General features: G+C 46.4%; 21 protein-coding genes and 1 riboswitch. Of the genes, 10 read left to right on the top strand and 11 right to left on the bottom strand.

Annotated features, from left to right (window positions below):
- Positions 1-156 precede the first annotated feature (156 nt).
- From MK185_16295 to MK185_16260, 8 genes are all read left to right on the top strand, one after another.
- Complete coding sequence (locus MK185_16295) at positions 157-1,191, top strand: type IV pilus twitching motility protein PilT (GenBank protein MCH2042193.1); 1,035 nt, start codon at positions 157-159, stop codon at positions 1,189-1,191.
- A gap of 27 nt (positions 1,192-1,218) precedes the next feature.
- Complete coding sequence (locus MK185_16290) at positions 1,219-2,334, top strand: PilT/PilU family type 4a pilus ATPase (protein MCH2042192.1); 1,116 nt, start codon at positions 1,219-1,221, stop codon at positions 2,332-2,334.
- Positions 2,335-2,610: 276 nt separating this feature from the next.
- Positions 2,611-3,834: an acyl-CoA dehydrogenase family protein gene (locus MK185_16285; protein MCH2042191.1), complete on the top strand. Its 1,224-nt coding sequence runs from the start codon at positions 2,611-2,613 to the stop codon at positions 3,832-3,834.
- Between the two features lie 89 nt (positions 3,835-3,923).
- Positions 3,924-4,790: an SDR family oxidoreductase gene (locus MK185_16280; protein ID MCH2042190.1), complete on the top strand. Its 867-nt coding sequence runs from the start codon at positions 3,924-3,926 to the stop codon at positions 4,788-4,790.
- Positions 4,787-5,869: a phosphotransferase family protein gene (locus tag MK185_16275; GenBank protein ID MCH2042189.1), complete on the top strand. Its 1,083-nt coding sequence runs from the start codon at positions 4,787-4,789 to the stop codon at positions 5,867-5,869. The genes MK185_16280 and MK185_16275 overlap by 4 nt, the downstream gene beginning before the upstream one ends.
- 6 nt (positions 5,870-5,875) lie before the next feature.
- Positions 5,876-6,565 (top strand): histidine phosphatase family protein, encoded by a 690-nt coding sequence (locus MK185_16270; GenBank protein MCH2042188.1) that lies wholly within the window; start codon positions 5,876-5,878, stop codon positions 6,563-6,565.
- Positions 6,566-6,594: 29 nt separating this feature from the next.
- The gene (locus MK185_16265; protein MCH2042187.1) at positions 6,595-7,365 is read left to right on the top strand and encodes an SDR family oxidoreductase; all 771 of its coding nucleotides are present in this window, start codon (positions 6,595-6,597) and stop codon (positions 7,363-7,365) included.
- A gap of 197 nt (positions 7,366-7,562) precedes the next feature.
- Positions 7,563-7,657, top strand: a riboswitch (cyclic di-GMP riboswitch).
- Positions 7,658-7,774: 117 nt separating this feature from the next.
- Positions 7,775-8,065 carry a hypothetical protein gene (locus MK185_16260; protein MCH2042186.1) on the top strand — a complete coding sequence of 97 codons (291 nt, stop codon included), beginning with the start codon at positions 7,775-7,777 and terminating at the stop codon, positions 8,063-8,065.
- A 52-nt stretch (positions 8,066-8,117) separates the two neighbouring features.
- Here the strand turns inward: MK185_16260 and MK185_16255 are convergent, their stop codons facing one another.
- On the bottom strand, positions 8,118-9,710 hold the full coding sequence (locus MK185_16255; protein MCH2042185.1) for a lipid A phosphoethanolamine transferase: 1,593 nt from the start codon (positions 9,708-9,710) through the stop codon (positions 8,118-8,120).
- Positions 9,711-9,876: 166 nt separating this feature from the next.
- On the opposite strand from MK185_16255, the gene MK185_16250 reads away from it, so the two are divergent.
- Complete coding sequence (locus MK185_16250; GenBank protein ID MCH2042184.1) at positions 9,877-11,301, top strand: NTP transferase domain-containing protein; 1,425 nt, start codon at positions 9,877-9,879, stop codon at positions 11,299-11,301.
- Between the two features lie 22 nt (positions 11,302-11,323).
- Here the strand turns inward: MK185_16250 and MK185_16245 are convergent, their stop codons facing one another.
- The 10 genes from MK185_16245 to MK185_16200 form a co-directional block, all read right to left on the bottom strand.
- Positions 11,324-12,253 carry a hypothetical protein gene (locus MK185_16245; GenBank protein ID MCH2042183.1) on the bottom strand — a complete coding sequence of 310 codons (930 nt, stop codon included), beginning with the start codon at positions 12,251-12,253 and terminating at the stop codon, positions 11,324-11,326.
- Positions 12,225-13,226 carry a hypothetical protein gene (locus tag MK185_16240; GenBank protein MCH2042182.1) on the bottom strand — a complete coding sequence of 334 codons (1,002 nt, stop codon included), beginning with the start codon at positions 13,224-13,226 and terminating at the stop codon, positions 12,225-12,227. Before MK185_16240 ends, MK185_16245 begins: the two co-directional genes overlap by 29 nt.
- Positions 13,223-14,419, bottom strand: a complete 1,197-nt coding sequence (locus MK185_16235; protein ID MCH2042181.1) for an O-antigen ligase family protein — start codon at positions 14,417-14,419, stop codon at positions 13,223-13,225. Before MK185_16235 ends, MK185_16240 begins: the two co-directional genes overlap by 4 nt.
- Entirely contained in the window at positions 14,419-15,318 is a 900-nt protein-coding gene (locus tag MK185_16230) for a glycosyltransferase family 2 protein (GenBank protein MCH2042180.1), read from the bottom strand. Before MK185_16230 ends, MK185_16235 begins: the two co-directional genes overlap by 1 nt.
- Before the next feature lie 21 nt (positions 15,319-15,339).
- Positions 15,340-16,362 carry an alpha-2,8-polysialyltransferase family protein gene (locus tag MK185_16225; GenBank protein ID MCH2042179.1) on the bottom strand — a complete coding sequence of 341 codons (1,023 nt, stop codon included), beginning with the start codon at positions 16,360-16,362 and terminating at the stop codon, positions 15,340-15,342.
- On the bottom strand, positions 16,362-17,513 hold the full coding sequence (locus MK185_16220; protein ID MCH2042178.1) for a hypothetical protein: 1,152 nt from the start codon (positions 17,511-17,513) through the stop codon (positions 16,362-16,364). Before MK185_16220 ends, MK185_16225 begins: the two co-directional genes overlap by 1 nt.
- Positions 17,514-17,594: 81 nt before the next feature.
- The gene (metF, locus tag MK185_16215) at positions 17,595-18,419 is read right to left on the bottom strand and encodes a methylenetetrahydrofolate reductase [NAD(P)H] (protein MCH2042177.1); all 825 of its coding nucleotides are present in this window, start codon (positions 18,417-18,419) and stop codon (positions 17,595-17,597) included.
- A 171-nt stretch (positions 18,420-18,590) separates the two neighbouring features.
- Complete coding sequence (gene ahcY / locus MK185_16210) at positions 18,591-19,988, bottom strand: adenosylhomocysteinase (GenBank protein MCH2042176.1); 1,398 nt, start codon at positions 19,986-19,988, stop codon at positions 18,591-18,593.
- Positions 19,989-20,040: 52 nt separating this feature from the next.
- A complete protein-coding gene (metK, locus tag MK185_16205; protein MCH2042175.1) occupies positions 20,041-21,252 on the bottom strand; it encodes a methionine adenosyltransferase in 1,212 nt (403 codons plus the stop codon).
- 61 nt (positions 21,253-21,313) lie between these two features.
- The gene (locus tag MK185_16200) at positions 21,314-22,312 is read right to left on the bottom strand and encodes a metalloregulator ArsR/SmtB family transcription factor (GenBank protein ID MCH2042174.1); all 999 of its coding nucleotides are present in this window, start codon (positions 22,310-22,312) and stop codon (positions 21,314-21,316) included.
- Between the two features lie 153 nt (positions 22,313-22,465).
- On the opposite strand from MK185_16200, the gene MK185_16195 reads away from it, so the two are divergent.
- The gene (locus MK185_16195) at positions 22,466-22,621 is read left to right on the top strand and encodes a hypothetical protein (protein MCH2042173.1); all 156 of its coding nucleotides are present in this window, start codon (positions 22,466-22,468) and stop codon (positions 22,619-22,621) included.
- Positions 22,622-22,643: the final 22 nt, after the last annotated feature.

Genomic DNA, 22,643 nt, shown 5'->3' with positions numbered 1-22,643 from the left:
AATTGTGGTGCTACGCTGATGATATAGAAGCGCTAAGCGTGTTAATAGTCTGGAAAGTGTCACCAATCGCAAATTGTCGTTTCCGGGTATCGTGGGCCGTATTATTATTGTCACAGTTCAGCATCACGCTGAAACCGGGCTTTATTAGGAGAAGTTATGGATATTACAGAATTGTTGGCGTTCAGCGCGAAACAAGGGGCATCCGATTTACACCTGTCTGCGGGCTTGCCACCGATGATTCGAGTTGACGGTGATGTGCGTCGTATCAATCTGCCGTCACTGGGCCACAAAGAAGTCCACAGCCTGGTTTATGACATCATGAACGATAAGCAGCGCAAGGACTTTGAAGAGTTTCTGGAAACTGACTTCTCGTTTGAAGTGCCGGGTGTGGCGCGTTTCCGGGTAAACGCCTTTAACCACAACCGCGGTGCCGGTGCGGTATTTCGTACCATTCCTTCCAAAGTACTTACCATGGATCAGTTGGGTATGGGTCAGGTATTTAAAGATCTGGCAGATACCAATAAAGGCATGGTGCTCGTTACCGGACCAACGGGGTCGGGCAAATCAACCACGCTGGCAGCGATGATTGATTACATCAACGAAAGCAAGTACGACCATATCCTGACGGTGGAAGACCCGATCGAATTCGTACATGAATCGAAAAAATCACTGATTAACCAGCGGGAAGTTCATCGTGACACTTTAGGCTTTAACGAAGCATTGCGCTCTGCACTCCGTGAAGACCCGGATGTGATCCTCGTGGGTGAGATGCGTGACCTGGAGACCATTCGTCTGGCTCTGACCGCGGCCGAAACCGGTCACGTCGTGTTTGGCACGCTTCACACCAGCTCCGCCGCAAAAACCATCGACCGTATTGTTGATGTATTTCCATCAGAAGAGCAAGCGATGGTGCGTTCTATGCTGTCGGAGTCTTTGCAGGGCGTGATTTCTCAGACGCTGCTGAAAAAGAGTGGTGGTGGCCGTATTGCGGCTCACGAAATTATGGTGGGTACTCCCGCAATCCGTAACCTGATCCGGGAAGATAAAGTAGCTCAGATGTATTCTGCGATTCAGACCGGTGGTGCTTACGGTATGACGACCATGGATCAGTCATTACAGAATCTGGTCAGTAAAGGTTTGATTACCCGGGATGTGGCACGTGAGAAAGCCAAGATCCCGGAAAACTTCTAACCGGCGATAAGAGAAAGGTAATTTTCCATGGCAATGGATAAGTTTTTACGCCTGATGGTGGAAAAAGGCGCATCGGATTTGTTTATCACCGCCGGTGTTCCACCTTCCATGAAGGTGAATGGCAGTCTGATGCCATTAACCAAGAGTGCGTTAGGTGCTGAACAAACCCGGGATATTGTGCTGGGTTTGATGAACAGCAAACAGCAGGACGAGTTTGAAAGTCGGAAAGAACTCAATTTTGCGATCAACGCCAGTGGTATTGGTCGTTTCCGGGCATCGGCGTTCTATCAGCGTAACGTTGCTGGCATGGTATTACGACGTATTGAAACCCGTATTCCCTCGGTAGATCAGCTGGGCTTGCCGGATGTGATCAAAGAACTGTCGATGACCAAGCGTGGGCTGATTTTATTCGTGGGTGCGACCGGTGCTGGTAAGTCGACGTCATTAGCTTCGATGATTGGCCATCGTAATAAAAACTCCAAAGGGCACATTCTCAGTATCGAGGACCCCATCGAATTTATTCACCAACATGAAAGCAGTATTGTGACGCAGCGTGAGGTGGGGCTGGATACTGAAACGTTCGAAATTGGTCTGAAGAACTGCCTGCGTCAGGCGCCGGATGTGATCATGATTGGTGAGGTGCGTTCTGCTGAAACCATGCAGCATGCAATTACCTTCGCAGAAACCGGTCACTTATGCCTGGCGACATTACATGCAAACAACGCGAACCAGGCGCTGGAGCGTGTAATTCACTTCTTCCCACCAGAGCGTCATAGCCAGATCTGGATGGACTTATCACTGAACCTGAAGTCGATTATTGCTCAGCAGTTAATTCCAACGCCGGACGGACGAGGTCGTCGTGCGGTTATTGAAGTGCTGATTAATACGCCATTGGCTTCGGATCTGATTCGTAAGGGCGAAGTACACGAACTGAAACCATTAATGAAAAAGTCCAATGAAGTGGGTATGCAAACCTTCGATCAGGCGCTTTATGCACTGTATGAGCAGGGTGAAATTACCTATGAGGATGCAATTTCTCACGCCGACTCACCAAATGACCTGCGTTTGATGATCAAACTGGGTTCCGAGACCGATGCTGACTCGCTGGATAGTGCGACACAGAGGCTACGCCTGCAGGACTGATGGATATCCGATGTATAAAAGCCTCCTCCCGTCAGGGACGAGGCTTTTTTTTGTGTCTGAAATTCCTTGCGCTTCGGGCTTGAACTGCATCGGGTTCAGTCGTGATCGCCAATATGGTCGCCAGTGACAGCAAAGAACGGTGATTAAACAACGAGTGGGCAGTCACTAAGTTTTTTATTCTTTAAATTCATAGTTTTGTATTAAAAGCATGCACTTCCTTTATGGTAGGTAGCTCCCTACACTGATTTGACTGTTACGAACCAGCGGAGCTGAGTTATGGATTTCGATCATTCCCCCAAGGCGCAGGAATACATCAAACGCGTCAGCGATTTTATGAAAACCGAAATTGAACCGGTTGAAGAAGACTATCTGCGTGAGCTGCACAGCCTGGATAATAAATGGGTGGTGCTGCCTATTATTGAAGAGTTAAAAGCCAAGGCAAAGGCAGCAGGCTTGTGGAATCTGTTTTTCCCGAATGAAGAACACGGCGTTGGTTTAAGTAACCTTGAATATGCGCCTCTGGCTGAGCTGATGGGACGTTCCTTTATTGCCTCCGAGGTGTTCAATTGTAATGCACCTGACACCGGCAATATGGAAGTATTGGAAAAATACGGCACGTCAGAGCAACAGGAGCAATGGCTGAAGCCGCTAATGGCCGGTGAAATTCGTTCGGCCTTTTGTATGACAGAGCCGGGTGTTGCTTCCTCTGATGCCACTAATATGGCGGCCACCGCTGTTGTAGACGGTGATGAAATTGTGTTGAACGGACGTAAGTGGTGGAGCACCGGTATTGGTCATCCGAACTGCAAAGTCGGTATTTTTATGGGCCTGACTAACCCCGATGCTAATCGTCACCAGCAGCACTCCATGGTGTTATTTCCAATGGATGCACCCGGCGTAAAAATTGAGCGGATGTTGCCGGTATTTGGCCATTACGACGAGCCTTTTGGTCACGGTGAAATCAGTTTTACCAATGTACGGGTTCCAATAAGTAACGTCATTGCAGGGCCGGGCCGTGGTTTTGAAATTGCCCAGGGCCGTTTAGGACCCGGTCGGATTCACCACTGCATGCGAATTATTGGTGGTGCTGAAAAAGCGTTGGAGCTGATGTGCAAGCGCGCTGTTTCGCGCGTCGCCTTTGGCAAACCAATTGCCAATCTGGGTGGTAACCGCGACATTATTGCCAATGCCCGGATGAATATAGAACAGGCTCGGTTGTTGGTGCTGAAGGCAGCCTGGAAGATCGACAAAGTAGGAGGTATGGGTGCCATCAGCGATATCTCGCAGATTAAAGTGGTTGCTCCGAATATGGCTCAGGAAATTGCCGATGCCGCTATGCAGATACATGGTGGCGGTGGTTTATCCGATGATTTCCCGCTGGCGGGGATCTTTATGGCAGCACGTGCCATTCGCCTTGCCGATGGCCCTGATGAAGTGCATCGTGGTCTGGTCGCTAAATTTGAGCTGGCCAAATACCGTCACTTGATGGCAAAGGAATAGCTAATTGACGATCAATGGCACAAATGGCTCTTAAGGAGCCATTTGTTATGTGAATAAATAACTATATAGATTTCATGTAGAGCAAACCCATGACACAAAAAGTTCTGATTACAGGTGCAGCCTCCGGTTTAGGCCGGGCCTTAGCGTTACGTTTTGCGAAAATTGGCGCGCAGATTTGTATCGCTGATATTAATGACGAAGGTTCTCAGGAAACCCTGGAGCTGGTAAAAAAAGCCGGCGGCTGCGGCTGGATTTATCACCTCGATGTGCGTTCTGAATCACAGTGGAACGAGTTGCGTAGCGAGGTCGAGCAACGATGGAAAGGCATCGATGTTGTTATTAACAATGCTGGCGTTGCTACCGGAGACCGTATCGAAGCGGGTGAGTGGAGCTGGTGGGATTGGGTCATCGACATTAACATCAAAGGGGTAGCTCTTGGGTGTCGCACGTTCACGCCGATGATGAAACAGCAAGGTTCAGGCTACTTTATTAATGTCGCCTCGCTGGCAGGGTTGATGAAAGCACCGGCTATGGGGTCGTACAATACTACGAAGGCGGCGGTTGTTGCGTTATCTGAAACGCTGCACTTTGAATTAAAACCCTATGGTATTGGTACAACCGCTTTGTGTCCGGGGTTCTTCCGCACTAATCTCGATAAAGGCATGAGAACCTCTGATCCACAAATGCATAAATTCGTCGACAAAGTCTTTGAGGCATCTGAATTAAATGCCGACGATATTGCTGACGCAGCGTTTAACGCGATGCAAAAGAATCAGGTTATTTGTAATCCTCACCCAACAGGACGCCGTGCGTATTTTGTTAAAAAGTACTTACCCTGGTTATTCCGCATTCAGATGGATAAATTTGCCAAGGCTCTCAAATCCCGTGATCCGAATATTAAGACGCCATTACAACGAGCCGTTGCTGAAGAGCGGGGGGAGGCTTCTGCTAAATGACGGATCAATATATCGACAAACCGAAAGAACTGCGCAGCAGTGACTCGTTCGATGTTGCTGCCGTTCATTATTGGTTAAATGCTCAGGGCCTTGATCTGGGCGAAGAATTGCCACAGGTTAAACAATTTTCGGGTGGTGCCTCTAACCTGACCTATCAGCTAAGTTACCGCGAAAAAGAGTATATCCTGCGTCGTCCACCGGCTGGCCACAAAGCGGCCAGTGCCCACGATATGAAACGAGAATATAACGTGATGGCGCGCTTGAAACCGGTGTACCCCTTTGTTCCGGAAATGATTGCTTTTTGTGACGACCACAGCGTCATTGACTGTGATTTTTACGTGATGGAACGCCTGGTCGGTATTATCCCACGGGGGAATTTACCCAAAGGAATGACACTCAGTAAACAGCAGGCACAGGCGCTTTGCACATCGGTAATCGATAAATTAATCGACCTGCATCAGGTCGATTATCAGGCGGCAGGTTTGGAAGATTTGGGCAAAGGCCAGGGCTATGTCAAGCGCCAGGTTGAAGGCTGGAGTAAGCGATTTTTACAGTCGAAAACCTGGAATGTACCCGGCTTCAAGAAGACCATAAGATGGTTAGCCGACAATCAGCCAGATGATGTTAAAACCTGCATCATACACAATGACTATCGTATGGATAACGTGGTATTAAATCCCGATAATCCTGGCGACATTCTTGGCGTACTCGATTGGGAAATGGCCACCCTGGGAGATCCTTTAATGGATTTGGGGGGGGCATTAGCGTATTGGGTACAAGCCGATGACGATTTTCTGATGCGTTCTATCCGGCGTCAGCCGAGCCATTTAGACGGTATGATGACGCGCCAACAGATTGTGGACTATTACTGCGAAAAGATGGACCTCGATAGCCGGATGTGGCCGTTTTATGAGGTCTTTGGTCTGTTCCGTTTAGCGGTAATCGTACAGCAGATTTATTATCGTTATCACCACAAGCAAACTGATAATCCGGCATTTAAGAATTTCTGGTTGTTTGTGCATTACATTAACTGGCGCTGTAAAAAGATAATTCGCGCCAGTAATCTACCCAAAGCCTGATTCGTTATGGCCAGTATTTATTTAGTCCGTCACGGTCAGGCTGGTTTTGGCAAGCTGAATTACGATCAGCTATCGGGTCTGGGCTGGCAGCAGGGTGAGCTGGTGGGCCAGGCATTAAATGCTCGAGGCATCGAAGCAGGTAAGGTGGCGCATGGTGCTATGGTACGGCATCGGGAAACCATGCAGGCTGCTCAGAAAAACTGGCACAGCTATGGCCCGGTAATTGAAATGCCGGGTTTTAACGAGTTTGACTCTGATGATGTTGTGGCCTGTGCGTTCCCTAAGTTCAAAAATAAAGCCGCCTTTGGTGCCTGGCTATTAGCTCAGAAAAATCGCCATAAAGCATTTCAAGAGGTATTTGCCGAAGCGGTTTCTCGCTGGACATCCGGAGAACATAACGACTATCAGGAATCCTGGTTGGAATTCACTTCAAGATGTACTCAGGCGCTGGATCAACTGATAGCACAACTCGATGGTAAAAATGCCGTGGTATTTACCTCAGGCGGTCCGGTAACCGCAATTGCTCAGCAATGTCTGGGATTGAGCAATGAGAAAGCTTTTGACCTGAACTGGACCTTCTGGAATGCCGGTATCAGTCATGTCTTATATAACAGTGCTGGCAAAAAAAGTTTGGCCAGCTGTAACGAACATCATCATTTAGCCGCTGCGGGTCAGCGATATCTTACCTACCGCTGATTAGCAGCGCGTTAAACAAGGACAATAGAATGAATCCACAAGAATTATTTAATATTTCCGGTCGTGTTGCTCTGGTTACCGGTGCCAGTCGTGGTATTGGTGAGAGCATTGCTAAGTTACTAGCCTCAGCCGGTGCCCATGTGATTGTCTCCAGCCGAAAAATTGACGGCTGCCAGCGTGTTGCCGACGAGATTAAAGAAGCTGGTGGCAGTGCTGAAGCGTTAGCTTGCCATATTGGTGAAATGGAGCAGATTGAAGCCTGTTTTAAAACCATTGAAGAGCAGCATGGAAAACTTGATATCCTGGTGAATAATGCGGCAGCGAATCCGTATTTTGGCCATGTTCTCGATACCGATCTGGCGGCATTCCAGAAAACAGCCGATGTTAATATTCGCGGCTATTTCTTTATGTCGACACTCGGTGGCAAGCTCATGAAAAAAAGCGGTGGCGGCAGCATTATTAACGTGGCGTCGGTAAACGGTGTAATACCGGGTGACTTCCAGGGTATTTATTCCATTACTAAAGCTGCCGTTATTTCTATGACAAAAACGTTCGCTAAGGAATGTGCAACTCTGGGTATTCGTGTCAATGCCCTACTGCCTGGTTTAACCGATACCAAGTTTGCTTCAGCGTTAACCAGTAATGATGCCATTCTGAAACAGGCGATGATGCATATTCCTATGAAGCGTGTTGCAATGCCGGAAGAAATGGCGGGAACTGTGCTGTATCTGGCATCTGGAGCGTCTTCGTACACAACCGGCACGACAATCAATGTGGATGGTGGCTATTTGTTGGTTTAAAACAATATGTGTTGCTTTGGTGAGGCTGCCTCGATGGTGTTTGAAAGCCTCTCAAAGCCAAAAATAGCTGGATCTCTGACGCACATTAACAAAAAGACATATTCTGTATCGCTTTGTATCTGGGTTTAATGGATACATATCACTAGACTAGCTCGAGTGGTCGGAACTAATTCCGGTTCTGGCTGCGTTCACTGAGTGGTGAATAAAGGCAAACCGGTGCGAAAGCCCGGGACGCAAAGCCTCCGGTCTAAGTCGGGTATTACCTACCCAATACGATAGCGGGGTTGCTGGACCAATCATGATGCTTCTGAAGAAGGGCGTTACTGCTCTTTGACTCATTAGTCTTCTGGGTATTCCTGCCCGATTCCAGCTCAATCACCTGTAGTTTTCTCTTTCTGAGGTATTACGGATGTTTGGCAAAATTCAAACAACATTAACGGCCGCCGCTTTAGTGCTGGCAGCTTCGTCTGCGACTGCAGGCTTTTCTTCCAACGAAATGAAACTGGCGAAAGCCACTTCAGACGATCTTGCGTGTCATACTTTTGCTATTGAGCTTAAGTCTGCCAGACAGCGGGGTGGGTTTAATTACTTCCCAGATGTTGATAAGCACTGTGTGCAGCGCATTATGGTATTCCAGCCTGAAATGTTAGAAACAGCTTCTGTAACCAAAAATGGTGGCGGTCGATACAGTCAGCGTTGATAACAGACTGCGTGCCAGCTTCAGCAATGAAGTTGGCACGTGGAGCCTGTCATTATTTCTTGAGTTCGCTATCGTAATTCAGTCGATACACTTTGCGACTTGAATCAGCCTGATAGGCCTTATCTGCCGGGCTGTGAGCAGGATTCAAAGCGTCAGACTTAATGGCCATCAGGCTACCAGCCAGTTGATAAAAGTTATCCAGCATGAACGGTTTTTTACTATTTTCCTTCAGAGCCAGCATAGCTTCATTATCTGATTCCGAACTCCATACAATCAGTGGAATTTCGATCATATTGGCGGTGACATTATCCGGCCCATGACCTTTAATTTTCGCTTCACGGTAGACTTCCTCACCATGATCTGAAAAGTACGTCAGGCTCTTGTTGCCACTTCCTGAATCTTTCAGAGCGTTGATAATCTGCATTACAACATGATCATTGTAGAGTACCGAGTTGTCATAATCGTTAATGGCCTGAACCTCATTGGCTGAAGGCTCTTGGCGGTAAGCGATAACATCATTGTCTTTAAAATGAACAAACTGTTCGGGATAGCGATTCTTATACTGGGCGTGACTCCCCATCATATGAATAAAAATGGCTTTCTTATCCGCTGGATCACGCAACGCCTTTTCAATCACAGGTTGCATATATTCGTCATAACGAGCGACTTCAACCCCATTGTAGTCGTTCGAAATATAGTGAGGCACATCAGCCTGGTGTGAGATGGAAGCAATGGTCGCCCGCTGTGGCTGTTGATTGGATATCCACCAGGTTTTGTAGCCGGCGAGATTAGCGATATCAATCACACTAAGCGAGTTGCGATATTTATTACCGTCTTCAGACTCTGCAGCCGTCAAGGCAACCCTCAACGAGGCTTGTGTTTGGGCGTGGCTACTGATTACGTCATTCATCAGAATGAGATTTCCCATCTTAGCCAGACCAGGCGTTGTTGCGCGATGATAACCGTACACTTCCATATGATTTCGTGTCAGGCTTTCTCCAACGATGAAAATATGAGTTTGAGGCTCGGTTTCTATAACGTCAGCAACGACGTCGGTGTTACTCACCAGCTGTTTGCGTAACTCGACTTCTTTTTCCAGCGAAATAGCACCCCGATAGTAGGAAGGCATGGTCCCCAGCACTCCGGGGATTGTATCGTGGAACTTACCCATGACGGTGGTGCGATGAATAACAACAACCATCAGTAATACACCCATTGTGACGATGGTGCGCCGCCAGCCTTTGGTCGATACAGCCTGCGAATAGTGAACAGCAGCTGCATAGATGAGCCAGTGAACCAGATACAGGCCGACCAGTGGCAAGGACGCGTATGCTGCGAAGAACTCATTGGCTTCGGATGAGTCAGTGTGAACAACCGCTTCAATGGTTGCTGTTGTGAATACGCCGCCAAACGTATAGGCGTAACCGATGTCGGCCAAACCACCAATCATGAACGGTAAAAGTACTGCTGCCGTTACCCAGCGACGGTTCGCCAAACTGATAAGTAGCGCAGTAATGAATGACCAGCCGATGCGTGAGTTGTATTCTCCCTCTCGGACAAAATCAGAGAAACTGACCTCGATTAGCAGCGGGAATAGTAATACAGCAAGGGACCAGAATAATGGGTTCGTTGGAATACGGCGCATGATGACACAATACAAATTAATGGAGGCTGTATTGTGTCTTGTCATATTGCTGAAATAAAGCCCCGGAGCTGAAACAATATATCCACTTTTTTGACAGGTCTATTCAGCTCCGGTTAACCTATGTTGCTGACATTTTCCTTGACTTACTTGTTTTATTCAAGAATGGATGGATAAGCGAGTATCAAGTTCGTTTTTGAGTGATAGCGAGCAAATAGATGATGATAATAAAGTTGCGCTAATTCTGGACAGCGTTAAAGTAGTAAACAGTCTATGTGTGTTCAAATTGAAATGGTTATATATGAAAGTTGTCGCATTTTTGCCTGCAAAAGGTACCAGTTCCCGTATCCCTAATAAGAATGTCCAGCTACTTGATGGGAAACCCTTATTTTTACACTCGTTAGAAAAACTTGTTGCCTGTGACTTTATTGATGAGGTTTATTTAGATACAGAATGCGATGCTGTTGCTGACCTGGCTTCTGAGCTAGATTGCTATGTACTGCGTAGATCTCCCGATTTAGCGAGTAACAAGACCGATGGAAATCGATTGTTCATGAATGAGGTTGACAGTGTGGAGGCAGATATTTACATACAGATGCTGTGTACAAGCCCCTTTATTGATCCTGAGACAATTCGTAAAGGGATCGATAAAGTTGCCTCGAAAAAATTCGATTCTGCAGTTTTAGTTCGTCGTGATAAGCAGTACCAGTGGAATGATAATGGTCCAATATATGATATTGAAAATATTCCTAACAGCGTTGACTTGGAAGACAGCGTTATCGAAACGATGGGGTTATATATTGTATCATCCGATGCTGCGCGGCGAACTCAACGTAGAATAGGCGACCTTCCTTATCAATTGGAAGCTTCTCCAATAGAAGCAATTGATGTTAACTGGCCGGAAGATTTTGAATTGGCCAACTTAATGGCAGCAGGTATTCGGGAAAAAGATCGTAAGTTGTTGAGCAACATAAAGACCCATATTACCAGTTCAATTTTATCAGATATATTGGATGATTTGGGCGTTAACGGTGTTCTTAAGGGCTTTAAAGGTAATATTGATGGTGTCTCTGCTATTGGTCGGGCAAAGACTCTTAAGATTCGTAAACTAAATGCCGATGAAGATTATAGGGGTATTTATAAGGCACTTAAATCTTATGAAAGTATTGTACCAAACGATATTATTCTGGTTGAAAATGAAGTTAGTGACTGTGCTTACTTCGGCGAGCTGAATGCTAACCTGGCGATTCGCTCTGGAGCGACTGCGGCTATCATCGGTGGTATGACGAGAGATACCAGAGAAGTCTTTGACCTGGGATTTCCCGTATTCTCAAAGGGGCAGACTTGCCAAGATGTCCGTAGGAGAGCGACACTGGAGAGTATTAATAAGACCATTGATATGGATGGCGTCAAAGTATCACCAAATGACCTTGTGTATGCGGATCAGGATGGCGTAGTTGTGGTACCCAGAAAGTATGAAAAGGAAGTAATAAAGCGGGTATTTGAAATAGCATCCAACGAAAAGTCAATTTTAGTTGATATAGCTAAAGGTGTAGATGTTGAGTCTTTAACGGAACAACATGGATTCTTTTAGAGTAATTCTCCATATGGACAGCTCAGATTGAGCTGTCCATATTAGCGGAGATTTCTAATATATCTGCTAGTGCGGAATCTGAGTTGAATACTTCCAGAATTAAACCATCTGGTTTGCACCACTTCTTATTCATTCTTTCGATTACGTTGATCATTGTCACTGGATGAACGCTCGGATCAACCGTCATATGTATCTTATCTTGCTTCTTCTTACCCTCCCGGCTGTTATAAATGTAATTTTGTAATACAGGAGGTTTACACCCTTTGGGGAAATCTTCATCTTGGTAGCTATCAAAAAAGTACTCTGGACCATTTAAATCAGCACCAAAAAAAATAACCTTTTTGTAATGCATGGCAATGGCAAAGTGAACTATTCTTGCTAATGACCCTCTTCTATAGAGACCTACTTCAGGTTTCTTTGTAAGTCCATTTTTATGAGCTATTATCAAGGAATTATCCAGCTCATCTTTACTTTCCCCTGGAAGGCTATAACTCCCTTGAAAAAAGCTATTGTGAATTAGATTATTATCAATCAGGAGCTGCAAATCGAAATAACGTTTTTCCTGATAATGCCAAATAATAGCTGATTTCTGAAGTTCTTCAGACCTTAATTTTAGATTCTCGAACTTTAGTTTATTAAGTTCTAGGTGTGACTTTTGATTTGAATCCGTTTCATAGAATAAGTATGTCGGTATATGTTTGTGAAGGATGGTGTTGTTTAACGAAGCGCTATCATTTTTCTTAATAAATCGCCATTCTTCTTCAGATATTCTATTTATGCTATTACCACTTGCTAGGACGCAGAGGGTATCTGAATTTTTATAGTTACAGATATTATTTACACTAACAGTATTTAAGCTATTGGAATTGCAGAAGCTCTTTAACTTAGCCAGGTTTTTTCTAACTTTTCTTTGTATTTTAAACTTAGTTAAAATTTCTTTCGATAGAATCACTTTTATACTCCGATAAGTCAAAGAAGATACTTTCTATCTCCTTCGGCCAGCTAATTGCTTTAATATTGGTTTCCGGCGATAGAGCTTTTACTGTTAATGCTGTGCTAGACACTCCTGAAATAAGTTGCTTCGGAGTATATAAAGATATCAAAAGCTCTAATGGAACCTCTTGGGGAATAACGATATATTCCGTTTCTGGAGGGATCAAGGTCCCAAGTATTTCGCTATTGTTACTTGGATGGTTTTTTATTGCGATTAAACCTGAGCTATCAGTAATTTCTTTTATCAACGACTGTTTGAATGCATCTGTTAGTGCTTTTTGATGCGGTATTGCGATCAATCTGTAACCTTCTTTTAAGCTCTGAAGCTTATAGTGCTTTAATTGATGTTTCGCAAAACTCTTTAAAGTCTTGATTTGTTCTGTATCCGATATGATTAATTCACAGCTTTTCTTTTGAAGTGTTGGTTTTCTCTTTTCAGGATAGAAGAGATAGCACTTGCTGGTCAGTGGAGATGAACCTAGTGTGTGTGGGAAAGGTTTCTTGTATCCTTTCGTTGCTTCTCTGAAAAAGTTCTTTAGCAGATAAAGTGCTTTGTTCGGAACTTCCTTCTCGTATTCAATATACGAGTAAAGCCCATCATCCATGTAAGATACTGTTGTTGCTTTGTTCAAGGAAGTACAGCTCAGTAAGGCATGGAACTCAGGTGTAAGGTCATTTCCTGTTATAATTTCATCGATCTTTTCATGTTTTAGATACTGATTGAAGTGGGCTGGATTTCTTCCATTGACAAGATGGATTACCGATGAAAACGGAGAAGTATCCCAAGACTCAAGGTGTTTTTTAAATAGCACACAGCGCTCTTCATTCTTACCAGTCAAGATAGTCAAGTTTCTATCATTACGCGATTTACTGGCAATAAGTATTGCAACAAGTAGATGCAAGGGTGATGTCACAAGGAATAGGCGTGTCATCTTTTCTTCAATCCTATTCCAGTTAAAATTCCAAGCAATACAATATGACGATCTGCAACTGATACTTTAAATAACAAGTCAACCGTAATACCATAGCTCATCATTGCGATAATCGCAGCAGTGGTCATTATCCCTGTTTTGCTGTGTTGTCTTAACGAGACAAATATCATTGTTAAAAAAAATGTAACTATTGCTACAAGGCCAACTATCCCTTTGGTAGCCAAAGTCTGCAAGTAAACACTGTGAGCCTGATTAACATAGCCGCTACTTGATTTAAAAGTACAGGATGATTCCTGATCTTGCATGCTTTCCTTGTATGTTAGGGGACCACTGCCAAAAACGGGATGCTTTGTCGTCATGCAGATTGCTTTTTCCCAATACAGTAGCCGCTGTCCAGTAGAAGAATTTTCATCATCGCTTTGTACGAAGCGAGAGAATGAAGCTGTTGTTCTGTCGATTTGTTTTTCTACATAGCCAATGTTGGAGGCTGCAAGCAATAATATAATAGATACTACAATCCCAAATACTCGTTGCCATCCACGTAATAAATACAATAATAATAAAAGCAGTGGCGGTAAGGCTAAAAAACTCCCTCGAGTGCCCGAAAGATAAGCAGCATATAGGGCAAGGGGAGCAGATACAACAATTCCAATAAGAACGAGTTTAGGTGGTTTCGAAAATATGGAGAACAGTAAACATGCAAAAATCAAAAATGCGCCATTACCGTATGTAACCGGATTTTCATCGCCATGAACCCTGAATATTCCGAGTTCATATCGTTGGTAGATCGAAGAAAAACCATAAGAAATACCCGCAAAAACCAATGCTAGAATTAATTGCTTACTCGTTATTCGTGCCTGAATAACCGCAATCATAACCAGGGGAAGGAATAAAAATCTCAGATCTGGTTCAAGATTTATTACTTCTACATCATAGCTTGCTAGCAACCATGATGATAGTGATGATAAGAATACGACGCATGAAGATAAGATGATTTTTAGTTGTGGCGTACTGAGTTCCACTTTACCTTTTCGGCAGATAATTGTGCTCAGCCCAATCAACCATAGTCCTATTGCTGCATCCGTAACGGGCGATTGATTCCAAGCGTGAATAGCGAGAAAACAACATATGAGGGAAAAAACTACAGTATTCAGTAGCTTTGCAGAGTTTATTGAAGAGTTTTCAAAGTACATCAACGCCCTTCCAATGGCTTATTGATTTGAGTAATACCCAGGCGATTTGTAACCTGAATATCACTGTCAGTTAAAATAAACTTCCGGAATTCCTGTTCCAGTCTTCCTTCATCCAGCAGCTTCACCCAGCGGCGGTAATGATCGCCCATACGTGCATTGGTGGATTCCAGCAAGCGTTTACGGTTCTGAATGTTCGCTGCAAATTGTTGGTAGCTGCGAATCGGATAGTGATAAACGTGAATATTGTTTTCGTCACGTTTATTGATCAGGCGCCATCCATGTTTGGCTCTGTGATTTCCGCCTTTCATTTTGATCAACCCATGCGGGTTTACAATGGTTTTAGGGCTGATTTTCACCAGTAGCATAGAGACGGCAGACTCATTAATCTGGGCGTTGGAGTCGTACATAATCGGGTTTTTAACAACCAGATTGCTATCCATATAATGATAGCCTGGCTCCAGAGCTTTCTCAGACAGGGCCATATTGTGGCGTTTTACAGTGATCACCGAGTCGTGAGTCGATAAATGCTGTTTTAAGGAACCACCATTGTCACTTACCCAGAATTCATCAGCATCATTGCTAATCACCAGGTCGGCGTTCATAGCTGAGCGTGCATACTCTGCCAGCTGAGTCATCCATGCTGCTTGTTGATAATTTTGCGCTGGCTGGTCAATAACGTGAAGCTCAAACTCAGATTTGAGTTTCTCCAGTATCTGACGAGTGCCATCATCGGAACCATTATCCATCACGGCAAAGCAGTCTACTCCCTGGCGAGCGTGAAAACGGATATTATCTTCGATAATGTCCATTTCGTTCTTAACCAGAATGGTCATGGCTAAGCGGAGTTCACCCTTACGAGTCAACCTGTGCCACCAATACTGCAGTGGTTTTAATAACATGAATTTGTCCTATCCGCTGTGTCAGGCCGTCTGGATTTCTAATCGGTGTAACAGGTCAATCCAGGCTCGAGCAGTGTCGTCGGCACAATAAGCGGTTACATCTAACTCTGGTCGCAGCCACTTAGCGGTAAGCAAAGCGGTCGATACATCTCCCGCTAACTGGCAGTCCTTTTTAACTAATGGCAACAGCACCTCCATTGGGATGCCGGCCGGTACCTGTATGGCTGCCTCCGGCAATCCCCAGGCTTTTTTATCCCCATCGTCCGATGTTAATGGCGTGCGGGGATGGTGTTTGAACGCGATTCTACCACCGCGCTCTGCTAACCAATAGGTTAATCTTTGGCGAATCGTGGGGTTGGTCACAGATTCATGCGGCAATAATAACAGAGCATCGAGTGCCAGAAGATCTTGCTCACCAATGGCTGCATTATTGATGGATATCCGCGCCAGTGATACAAACTCCGGTCGACTCAGATTTTGCGGTAAGACCCGGGATTGTTTGCTTTTCAACCCTGAAAACGCTGCATCAGGAAAGGCTAACACGGTTTGCTGAATCCAGTCTGAACCGCCAATAGTCGGTGGTTGTTTCCACCACAAGCCGTAGGCCAGCTTTTTCACCAGGTTGTCGAATAATCGGTCCTTCAGCCAGTGATTTTTGCCGCCCAGGTAGCTATAGGTTCCGTCATCCAGATACACGCCCACGCTGCTCTCGCTTTTGTGCATCGTGTACTGAAATTCAATCCGACGATCATTGCCGGTATAAACCTGATCGGGGCTAACACTCTGTAGCAGTTGGTCAATATTCGAGAAAGCCTGTTGACGGATGCGACGCTTCTGTTTGCCTTTGGCTTGGTTTGATAACAACCGGATACAAGTAAACGGAGATTCTTGCCATGCCATCAGAGCATCTACAAACGGACGTTGCTGTGACGGTTGATCGATCAAACCCAGAATGGCCTGATCCTGATCGGGAAGATCAAAAGCGACCATTGCAGCAGTGAGCATATTAAATGGCGTGGAGGCTAAGAACAGATGTGTTGCCATTACTTTGCCAGCTCCATTAAGCGTTTGCCGCATGCTTCGATATGATCGGGTTGCGCTTCTTGCCAACGTCCCGGCAATTGATAATGCCGGGACAGATAGTGAAACAATTGCTGGATATGCTGACGATTCGGCTGCCAAGCCGGCACTTCCAGCAGCGCTTGTTTTAATGCCTGTGGGCTATCTGCAATCAGGCTCAACGAGGGATAGCTGTAAAAGGCCTGACCCATTACGATCAGTTTTTTATCCAGCAGCAAAGATTCGATGCCAACGGTTGAATTAATAGTCGCTACAGCATCTGCATGTTGAATCAAAACCGGTGTTGCTGTTTGAGTATCAAAGTGCAATTTGCTGTGATCTTGATAGCTGGTGATCAGCTCGTCGTATTTCTGATCACAGGCGGGGTGGGGTTTAAATACGATGTTTGGCATTTTATTGCCCAGTTCCGCTGCTGCGATATCGAATTGCTTCACCAGATCAAACATGTCTTTGATCCAGTGCGAAAACAGCACAACCTGGCTATCAGTATTCACCTGAAACGGCACAAAGATGTAGTGTTCGGGTAAATCCGTTGGGTGTTCGGTAAATTGCTCTTTTAATGCCGTATTGAGTGGAGTCAGATCGATAGGTGCCAGCTGTTCAAACGCATCGAAATCTCGTGGAACGGAGTTACGGTAATTGATCCCCTGAGCATCCATGGTTGTCATGCCGGGCAATAGTCCATTTTCCATGTAGATAATCTGAATATCTAATGATTCGGCGGCACTGATGGCGATTAATTGGCGATATTTCAAACCATTCCAGATCACCAATGAGCTGGCGTTACTGCGCGCTAATGCCTGACGATAAATTGAAAACAGTATTCGAGACTCAATACGTTTTATGATGGAAAACAGGCGCCAATAGGCTGCAGAGCGCTCTCTGCCTTTGCGGCTGTTTTGCTTTTCACGAATATGATCAGCAACAATACTCGTGAGATCTTTGGCTGAAATAGGCGGCTTAAAGCCAACTAGGCTGAGGAACCCGCTCAGAGTTTTCCACAAATCTTTATGCCACAGAACCTCAGCATCAACAGAGTTGCTGTTCAGCTGCTGGCGGACTTTGTCAAAATACTCTTGGTGTAATTGCCGGGCGGCAAAAAATACAATTTTCATGGGTTCCCCTGTGTTGCCCGCATTTTAGCGAAAACACACAGGGGGATGAAGCGAGCAGGATCAAAGAAAGGGTCAGTCTTCTCAGACCAGGTTCTTCCAAACATCCAGACTGGCTTTCGCCTGGTTCATGGTATAGAAGTGCAGACCCGGTGCACCGCCATCAAGCAGCTGTTTGCACATGTTGGTGATGACTTCCTCGCCAAACTTCTTAATGCTGTCGCCGTCATCGCCGTAGGCTTCGAGCTGCTTGCGAATCCAGCGCGGAATCTCTGCGCCACATGAATCACTGAAGCGGGCCAGTTTGCTGTAATTGGTGATCGGCATGATACCGGGGATGATCGGGATATCGACACCCATCGCCCGAACGCGTTCAACAAAGTAGAAATAGCTGTCGGCATTGAAGAAATATTGGGTGATGGCACTGTCGGCACCCGCTTTCGCTTTGCGGACAAAGTTTTGCAAATCCGCTTCAAAGTTGTCTGCCTGAGGGTGCATCTCAGGGTAAGCAGCCACTTCGAGGGTGAAGTGATCCCCCGTTTCTTCGCGAACAAACTCCACCAGTTCATTTGCAAAACGCAGTTCACTGGCAGCCAGTCCGACACCGGACGGTAAATCCCCGCGCAGTGTTACAATCCGGTCAATACCAAGCTCTTTGTACTGGTGCAGAATTTCACGAATTTCTGTCTTGCTGCCACCAATACAGGCAAGGTGTGGTGCTGCGGCAATTCCACGCTCCTGAATGGCCGCAACAATGGCATAAGTACGATCACGGGTTGATCCCCCGGCACCATAAGTTACGGAGAAGAACTCCGGGCCAAAAGCAGCCAGTTCATCGCGAACCTTCAGCAGCTTTTCGGTCCCTTCTTCCGTTTTGGTTGGGAAGAATTCAAAACTCAGTGTCGTCATATTTTTCCTCAACTACTCTCTGCGAAGTAGGAAAAGTTCAAAGTCAGGCTCGGATACCCGATAAAGTGCCGGCGAGCGTTGTGGATTCCTTCCGGTGGGCTCAGGTGCAGCATCCACGCAGCACCTGTTTTTTAGCATTTTATCTGATATCGGCCTTGAGCGAATCAGCTCTTAGTACTTATAGGCTTCTGGCTTATACGGACCATCAACTTCTACTGCAATGTAATCAGCCTGTTCCTGCGTAAGCTTGGTGATCACGCCGCCGAATCCTTCAACCATATCTTTCGCTACTTCCTCGTCCAGCTTCTTCGGCAGAACTTTCACGTAGATGCCTTCCTTCTTCTCAGCTTCGCTTAAATCAGCGAACTTCGCTTCGTAGAGATAGATCTGAGCCAATACCTGGTTAGCGAAAGAGCCATCCATGATACGGCTTGGGTGGCCAGTTGCGTTCCCCAAATTGACCAAACGACCTTCAGATAGCAGGATCAGGTGGTCATTCGTGTCTTTATTACGGATGACTTTATGAACCTGCGGCTTAACTTCGTCCCATTCCCAGTTTTCGCGCATGAAAGCAGTATCGATTTCATTATCAAAGTGACCGATGTTACAAACAACGGCACCGCTCTTCAGCGCCTGCAGCATGTTCTTATCACACACATTGACGTTACCGGTGGTCGTTACGATCAGGTCGGTAGTGCCCAGCAGTGTCTTATCGATGCCATCCTGGTCGCCGGTGTTCACACCATTGATATACGGAGAAACCACTTCGAAGCCGTCCATGCACGCTTGCATCGCACAAATCGGGTCTACTTCGGTCACTTTCACGATCATGCCTTCCTGGCGCAGGGAGGCGGCAGAGCCCTTACCTACGTCACCATAACCAACAACCAGCGCTTTCTTACCAGACAGCAGGTGGTCGGTACCGCGCTTGATGGCGTCGTTCAGTGAATGGCGGCAACCGTATTTGTTGTCATTCTTCGACTTGGTGACTGCATCATTAACATTGATGGCCGGCACTTTCAGTTCATCTTTGCTGAGCATATCCAACAGGCGGTGCACGCCGGTGGTCGTCTCTTCGGAGATGCCATGAATGCTGTCGAGCATTTGCGGGAAGTCGTTGTGAACCATTTCGGTCAGGTCACCACCATCGTCGAGGATGATGTTGGCATCCCAAACGTTGTCTCCCTCTTTCTCAGACAGGATGGTTTGCTTGATGCACCACAAAAACTCTTCTTCGGTCTCACCTTTCCAGGCGAAAACCGGAATGCCAGCAGCAGCGATGGCGGCAGCAGCGTGATCCTGAGTAGAGAAAATGTTGCAAGACGACCAGCGAACTTCGGCGCCCAGATCAACCAGAGTTTCGATCAGAACCGCAGTCTGAATGGTCATGTGGATACAGCCCATGATCTTCGCGCCTTTCAGCGGTTGGCTGGCTTTGTACTTACGACGCAGCGCCATCAGTGCCGGCATTTCGCCTTCTGCGATATCAATTTCTTTACGGCCCCAGGCTGCGTCTTGGGCAAATTGCTCAGCATCCTGAGCGGCAACTTTATAATCGGTAAAAGACATATTCTTTCCCTTGCACTGTGTGCTTTTTAACGTTGTTTCGAATAATTAACGGTTAAACGCCAGCGGCCGCTTTTAGTGCATCCACTTTGTCAGTACGTTCCCAGGTAAAGGCAGTAAAGGTTTTACTTTTCTTCTCGCCCTGATCTTCATATTCGTAGGTGTATTCAAATGGCTCACGACCGAAGTGGCCATAAGCCGCTGTTAACTGATACATCGGGTTCAGCAGTTCCAGCTGATTCTGAATGGCGTACGGGCGAAGATCGAAAACCTCGCGGATGACGTTCGCCAGTTCGATGTCAGAAATCTTGCCGGTGCCAAAAGTGTTCACCGAAATCGACGTTGGTTCAGCAACACCAATGGCATAAGACACCTGAATTTCACACTTATCAGCCAGTTGGGCAGCCACAATGTTTTTCGCGACATAGCGACCAATGTAAGCAGCAGAACGGTCAACTTTTGATGGATCTTTGCCGGAGAAGGCACCACCACCGTGACGCGCCATACCGCCATAGGTATCGACAATGATCTTGCGGCCAGTCAGGCCAGCGTCACCCACCGGCCCGCCAATCACAAAGTTGCCGGTTGGATTAATGTGGTAGAGGGTGTCCTCGTGCAACCATTCAGCCGGCAATACCGCTTTAATGATGTGCTCTAATACCGCGCCCCGCAGGTCTTCGAGAGAGATTTCCGGGTCGTGCTGAGTGGATAAAACAACCGCATCAACCTTTGGTGTGTCGCCTTCCCAGTTAATGGTTACCTGCGATTTTGCATCTGGGCGCAACCACGGCAGAGTGCCGTTGGTACGCAGTTCCGACTGACGCTCGACCAGGCGGTGGGCGTAATAAACCGGAGCAGGCATTAACGTTTCAGTTTCGTTCGTTGCATAACCAAACATCAGGCCCTGGTCGCCGGCACCCTGATCTTCAGGTTTAACACGGTCAACCCCCTGGTTGATATCCACAGATTGCTTACCAATGCCGTTTAATACGGCACAGGTGGCGCCATCGAAACCGACCTCGGAGCTGTTATAGCCAATGCCGGTAATCACATCACGGACGATATCTTCCAGATCAACGTAACAGGAAGTGGTGACTTCACCAGCAACCACGGCCATGCCGGTTTTTACCAGTGTCTCTACAGCAACGCGGGCGTATGGGTCGCGGGCGATAATAGCATCCAGCACGGCATCAGAAATCTGGTCCGCGACTTTATCCGGATGACCTTCTGATACGGACTCAGAAGTAAAAATAGAATATTCACTCATGCTTTTTAGGCTCCGTTTTTTAAATCGTATTTGGGTTGTTCATGGATGTTGAACTGCATCACTACGGTTTGTGAAACAAGCGGAACTGGATTTGAAACCCGTTACGCAACCCGAGAAATTGACTAGGGCCTTCGGTTAAACCCGCTTCCCTGGCCCAAGCGGTTAAATCTGCCGGATCAAAGCCCAGCCATAAGTCACCACAGGATTCCCGTGCCCAGGTTTGTTCGTGAGGGCACAAGTCCGTGATTAACAAGCTGCCGTTATCGGCTAATAAACCGGCAACCTGCTCAAATATCGTTTTTGGCGCTGGTACGTGGTGCAGCACCATATTGGCGACAGCAAAATGGTAACGACCTTGTTGATCATGCAATACCGTCGCGTCACCCAGTTTGCAGTGCACGTTCACCAATGATCGTTGATCAACCACTTGTTGCGTCAGTGCCAGCATATCTGGTGATACATCCAACGCGGTCACGTGCTCAAATTCAGCTGCCAGTGCCGGGATAAAAGCCCCTTCGCCGGGACCAATTTCCAGGGCATAGCGGTGCGCACGTTGTTTCCCCGATACTGAGTTAAGCAACTCATTCAGTGCCGCACCATACTGATCATGAGAGGCGATTAAATCCTGTTGCTCTTTGAAGTCTTCTGCGTGTCGGGCAAAAAACTCAGCACATGCCTGGGCGCGCTCCTGAAGGACTTCGGTTACCGCTGCCTCAATCTGATCCTGCGCAGTATCTTCGCTGTTATCAATGGCTGCGAAGGTGGTGTTCAACCAGACGTCAAACGGCTCGTTCCCCTGAATCAACGGACGGCGGTAAAAAATACTGTTGCCTTCTCGCTGAGTGCTGGTCAAGCCGGCTTGTGCCAGGATCTTAAGGTGATGGCTCATGCTTGATTGCTTGATATCAAACACCCGGCACAACTCCAGCACGCCGAAAGCACCCTGACCGAGCAATTTCAGAATACTCATACGCAATGGGTCACCGGCCGCTTTGCAGGCTTTGGCCAAGTCTGGTTGTTGCAGTTGGCCTGGTGATTGAGTACTGAAAGATTGCTTCATGCTGCGCAGTGTAGAGGTGTTTTAAATCTATATCAAATTATTTCGATATAGGTTTGGTGGGGTTTTGACTATCGGCTAATTAGATTTAATTAATTTAATGTATCATTTCCTTGAGGCTAGATTAATAATTGCAATCAAACAGGAGATAGCATCATGAAATCAATTCAGGCTTATATTCGCGTTGAGGCAACTGCAGACAATTATCGGCCGGCTCAGCCGCGCAAAAAAGAGAAGGCTGTACGCGCACAATGTGGCGAGTGTAATTACGATAATGACTATTACGGTGATCAGGTGTGTATGGCTGAATAAAGCTCAGTAAAGACCATTGTTC

This window comes from Saccharospirillaceae bacterium (genome assembly GCA_022448365.1).
Classification (GTDB): domain Bacteria; phylum Pseudomonadota; class Gammaproteobacteria; order Pseudomonadales; family Oceanobacteraceae; genus Bacterioplanoides.
Note: the sequence above shows the minus strand (reverse complement) of the source record. Positions and strands in the feature narration are given on the sequence as shown.

Coding starts and splice junctions, on each gene's coding strand:
- MK185_16295 (MCH2042193.1), top strand. CDS start 157: ATGGATATTACAGAATTGTTGGCGTTCAGCGCGAAACAAGGGGCATCC.
- MK185_16290 (MCH2042192.1), top strand. CDS start 1,219: ATGGCAATGGATAAGTTTTTACGCCTGATGGTGGAAAAAGGCGCATCG.
- MK185_16285 (MCH2042191.1), top strand. CDS start 2,611: ATGGATTTCGATCATTCCCCCAAGGCGCAGGAATACATCAAACGCGTC.
- MK185_16280 (MCH2042190.1), top strand. CDS start 3,924: ATGACACAAAAAGTTCTGATTACAGGTGCAGCCTCCGGTTTAGGCCGG.
- MK185_16275 (MCH2042189.1), top strand. CDS start 4,787: ATGACGGATCAATATATCGACAAACCGAAAGAACTGCGCAGCAGTGAC.
- MK185_16270 (MCH2042188.1), top strand. CDS start 5,876: ATGGCCAGTATTTATTTAGTCCGTCACGGTCAGGCTGGTTTTGGCAAG.
- MK185_16265 (MCH2042187.1), top strand. CDS start 6,595: ATGAATCCACAAGAATTATTTAATATTTCCGGTCGTGTTGCTCTGGTT.
- MK185_16260 (MCH2042186.1), top strand. CDS start 7,775: ATGTTTGGCAAAATTCAAACAACATTAACGGCCGCCGCTTTAGTGCTG.
- MK185_16255 (MCH2042185.1), bottom strand. CDS start 9,710: ATGCGCCGTATTCCAACGAACCCATTATTCTGGTCCCTTGCTGTATTA.
- MK185_16250 (MCH2042184.1), top strand. CDS start 9,877: ATGGATAAGCGAGTATCAAGTTCGTTTTTGAGTGATAGCGAGCAAATA.
- MK185_16240 (MCH2042182.1), bottom strand. CDS start 13,226: ATGACACGCCTATTCCTTGTGACATCACCCTTGCATCTACTTGTTGCA.
- MK185_16235 (MCH2042181.1), bottom strand. CDS start 14,419: ATGTACTTTGAAAACTCTTCAATAAACTCTGCAAAGCTACTGAATACT.
- MK185_16230 (MCH2042180.1), bottom strand. CDS start 15,318: ATGTTATTAAAACCACTGCAGTATTGGTGGCACAGGTTGACTCGTAAG.
- MK185_16225 (MCH2042179.1), bottom strand. CDS start 16,362: ATGGCAACACATCTGTTCTTAGCCTCCACGCCATTTAATATGCTCACT.
- MK185_16220 (MCH2042178.1), bottom strand. CDS start 17,513: ATGAAAATTGTATTTTTTGCCGCCCGGCAATTACACCAAGAGTATTTT.
- metF (MCH2042177.1), bottom strand. CDS start 18,419: ATGACGACACTGAGTTTTGAATTCTTCCCAACCAAAACGGAAGAAGGG.
- ahcY (MCH2042176.1), bottom strand. CDS start 19,988: ATGTCTTTTACCGATTATAAAGTTGCCGCTCAGGATGCTGAGCAATTT.
- metK (MCH2042175.1), bottom strand. CDS start 21,252: ATGAGTGAATATTCTATTTTTACTTCTGAGTCCGTATCAGAAGGTCAT.
- MK185_16200 (MCH2042174.1), bottom strand. CDS start 22,312: ATGAAGCAATCTTTCAGTACTCAATCACCAGGCCAACTGCAACAACCA.
- MK185_16195 (MCH2042173.1), top strand. CDS start 22,466: ATGAAATCAATTCAGGCTTATATTCGCGTTGAGGCAACTGCAGACAAT.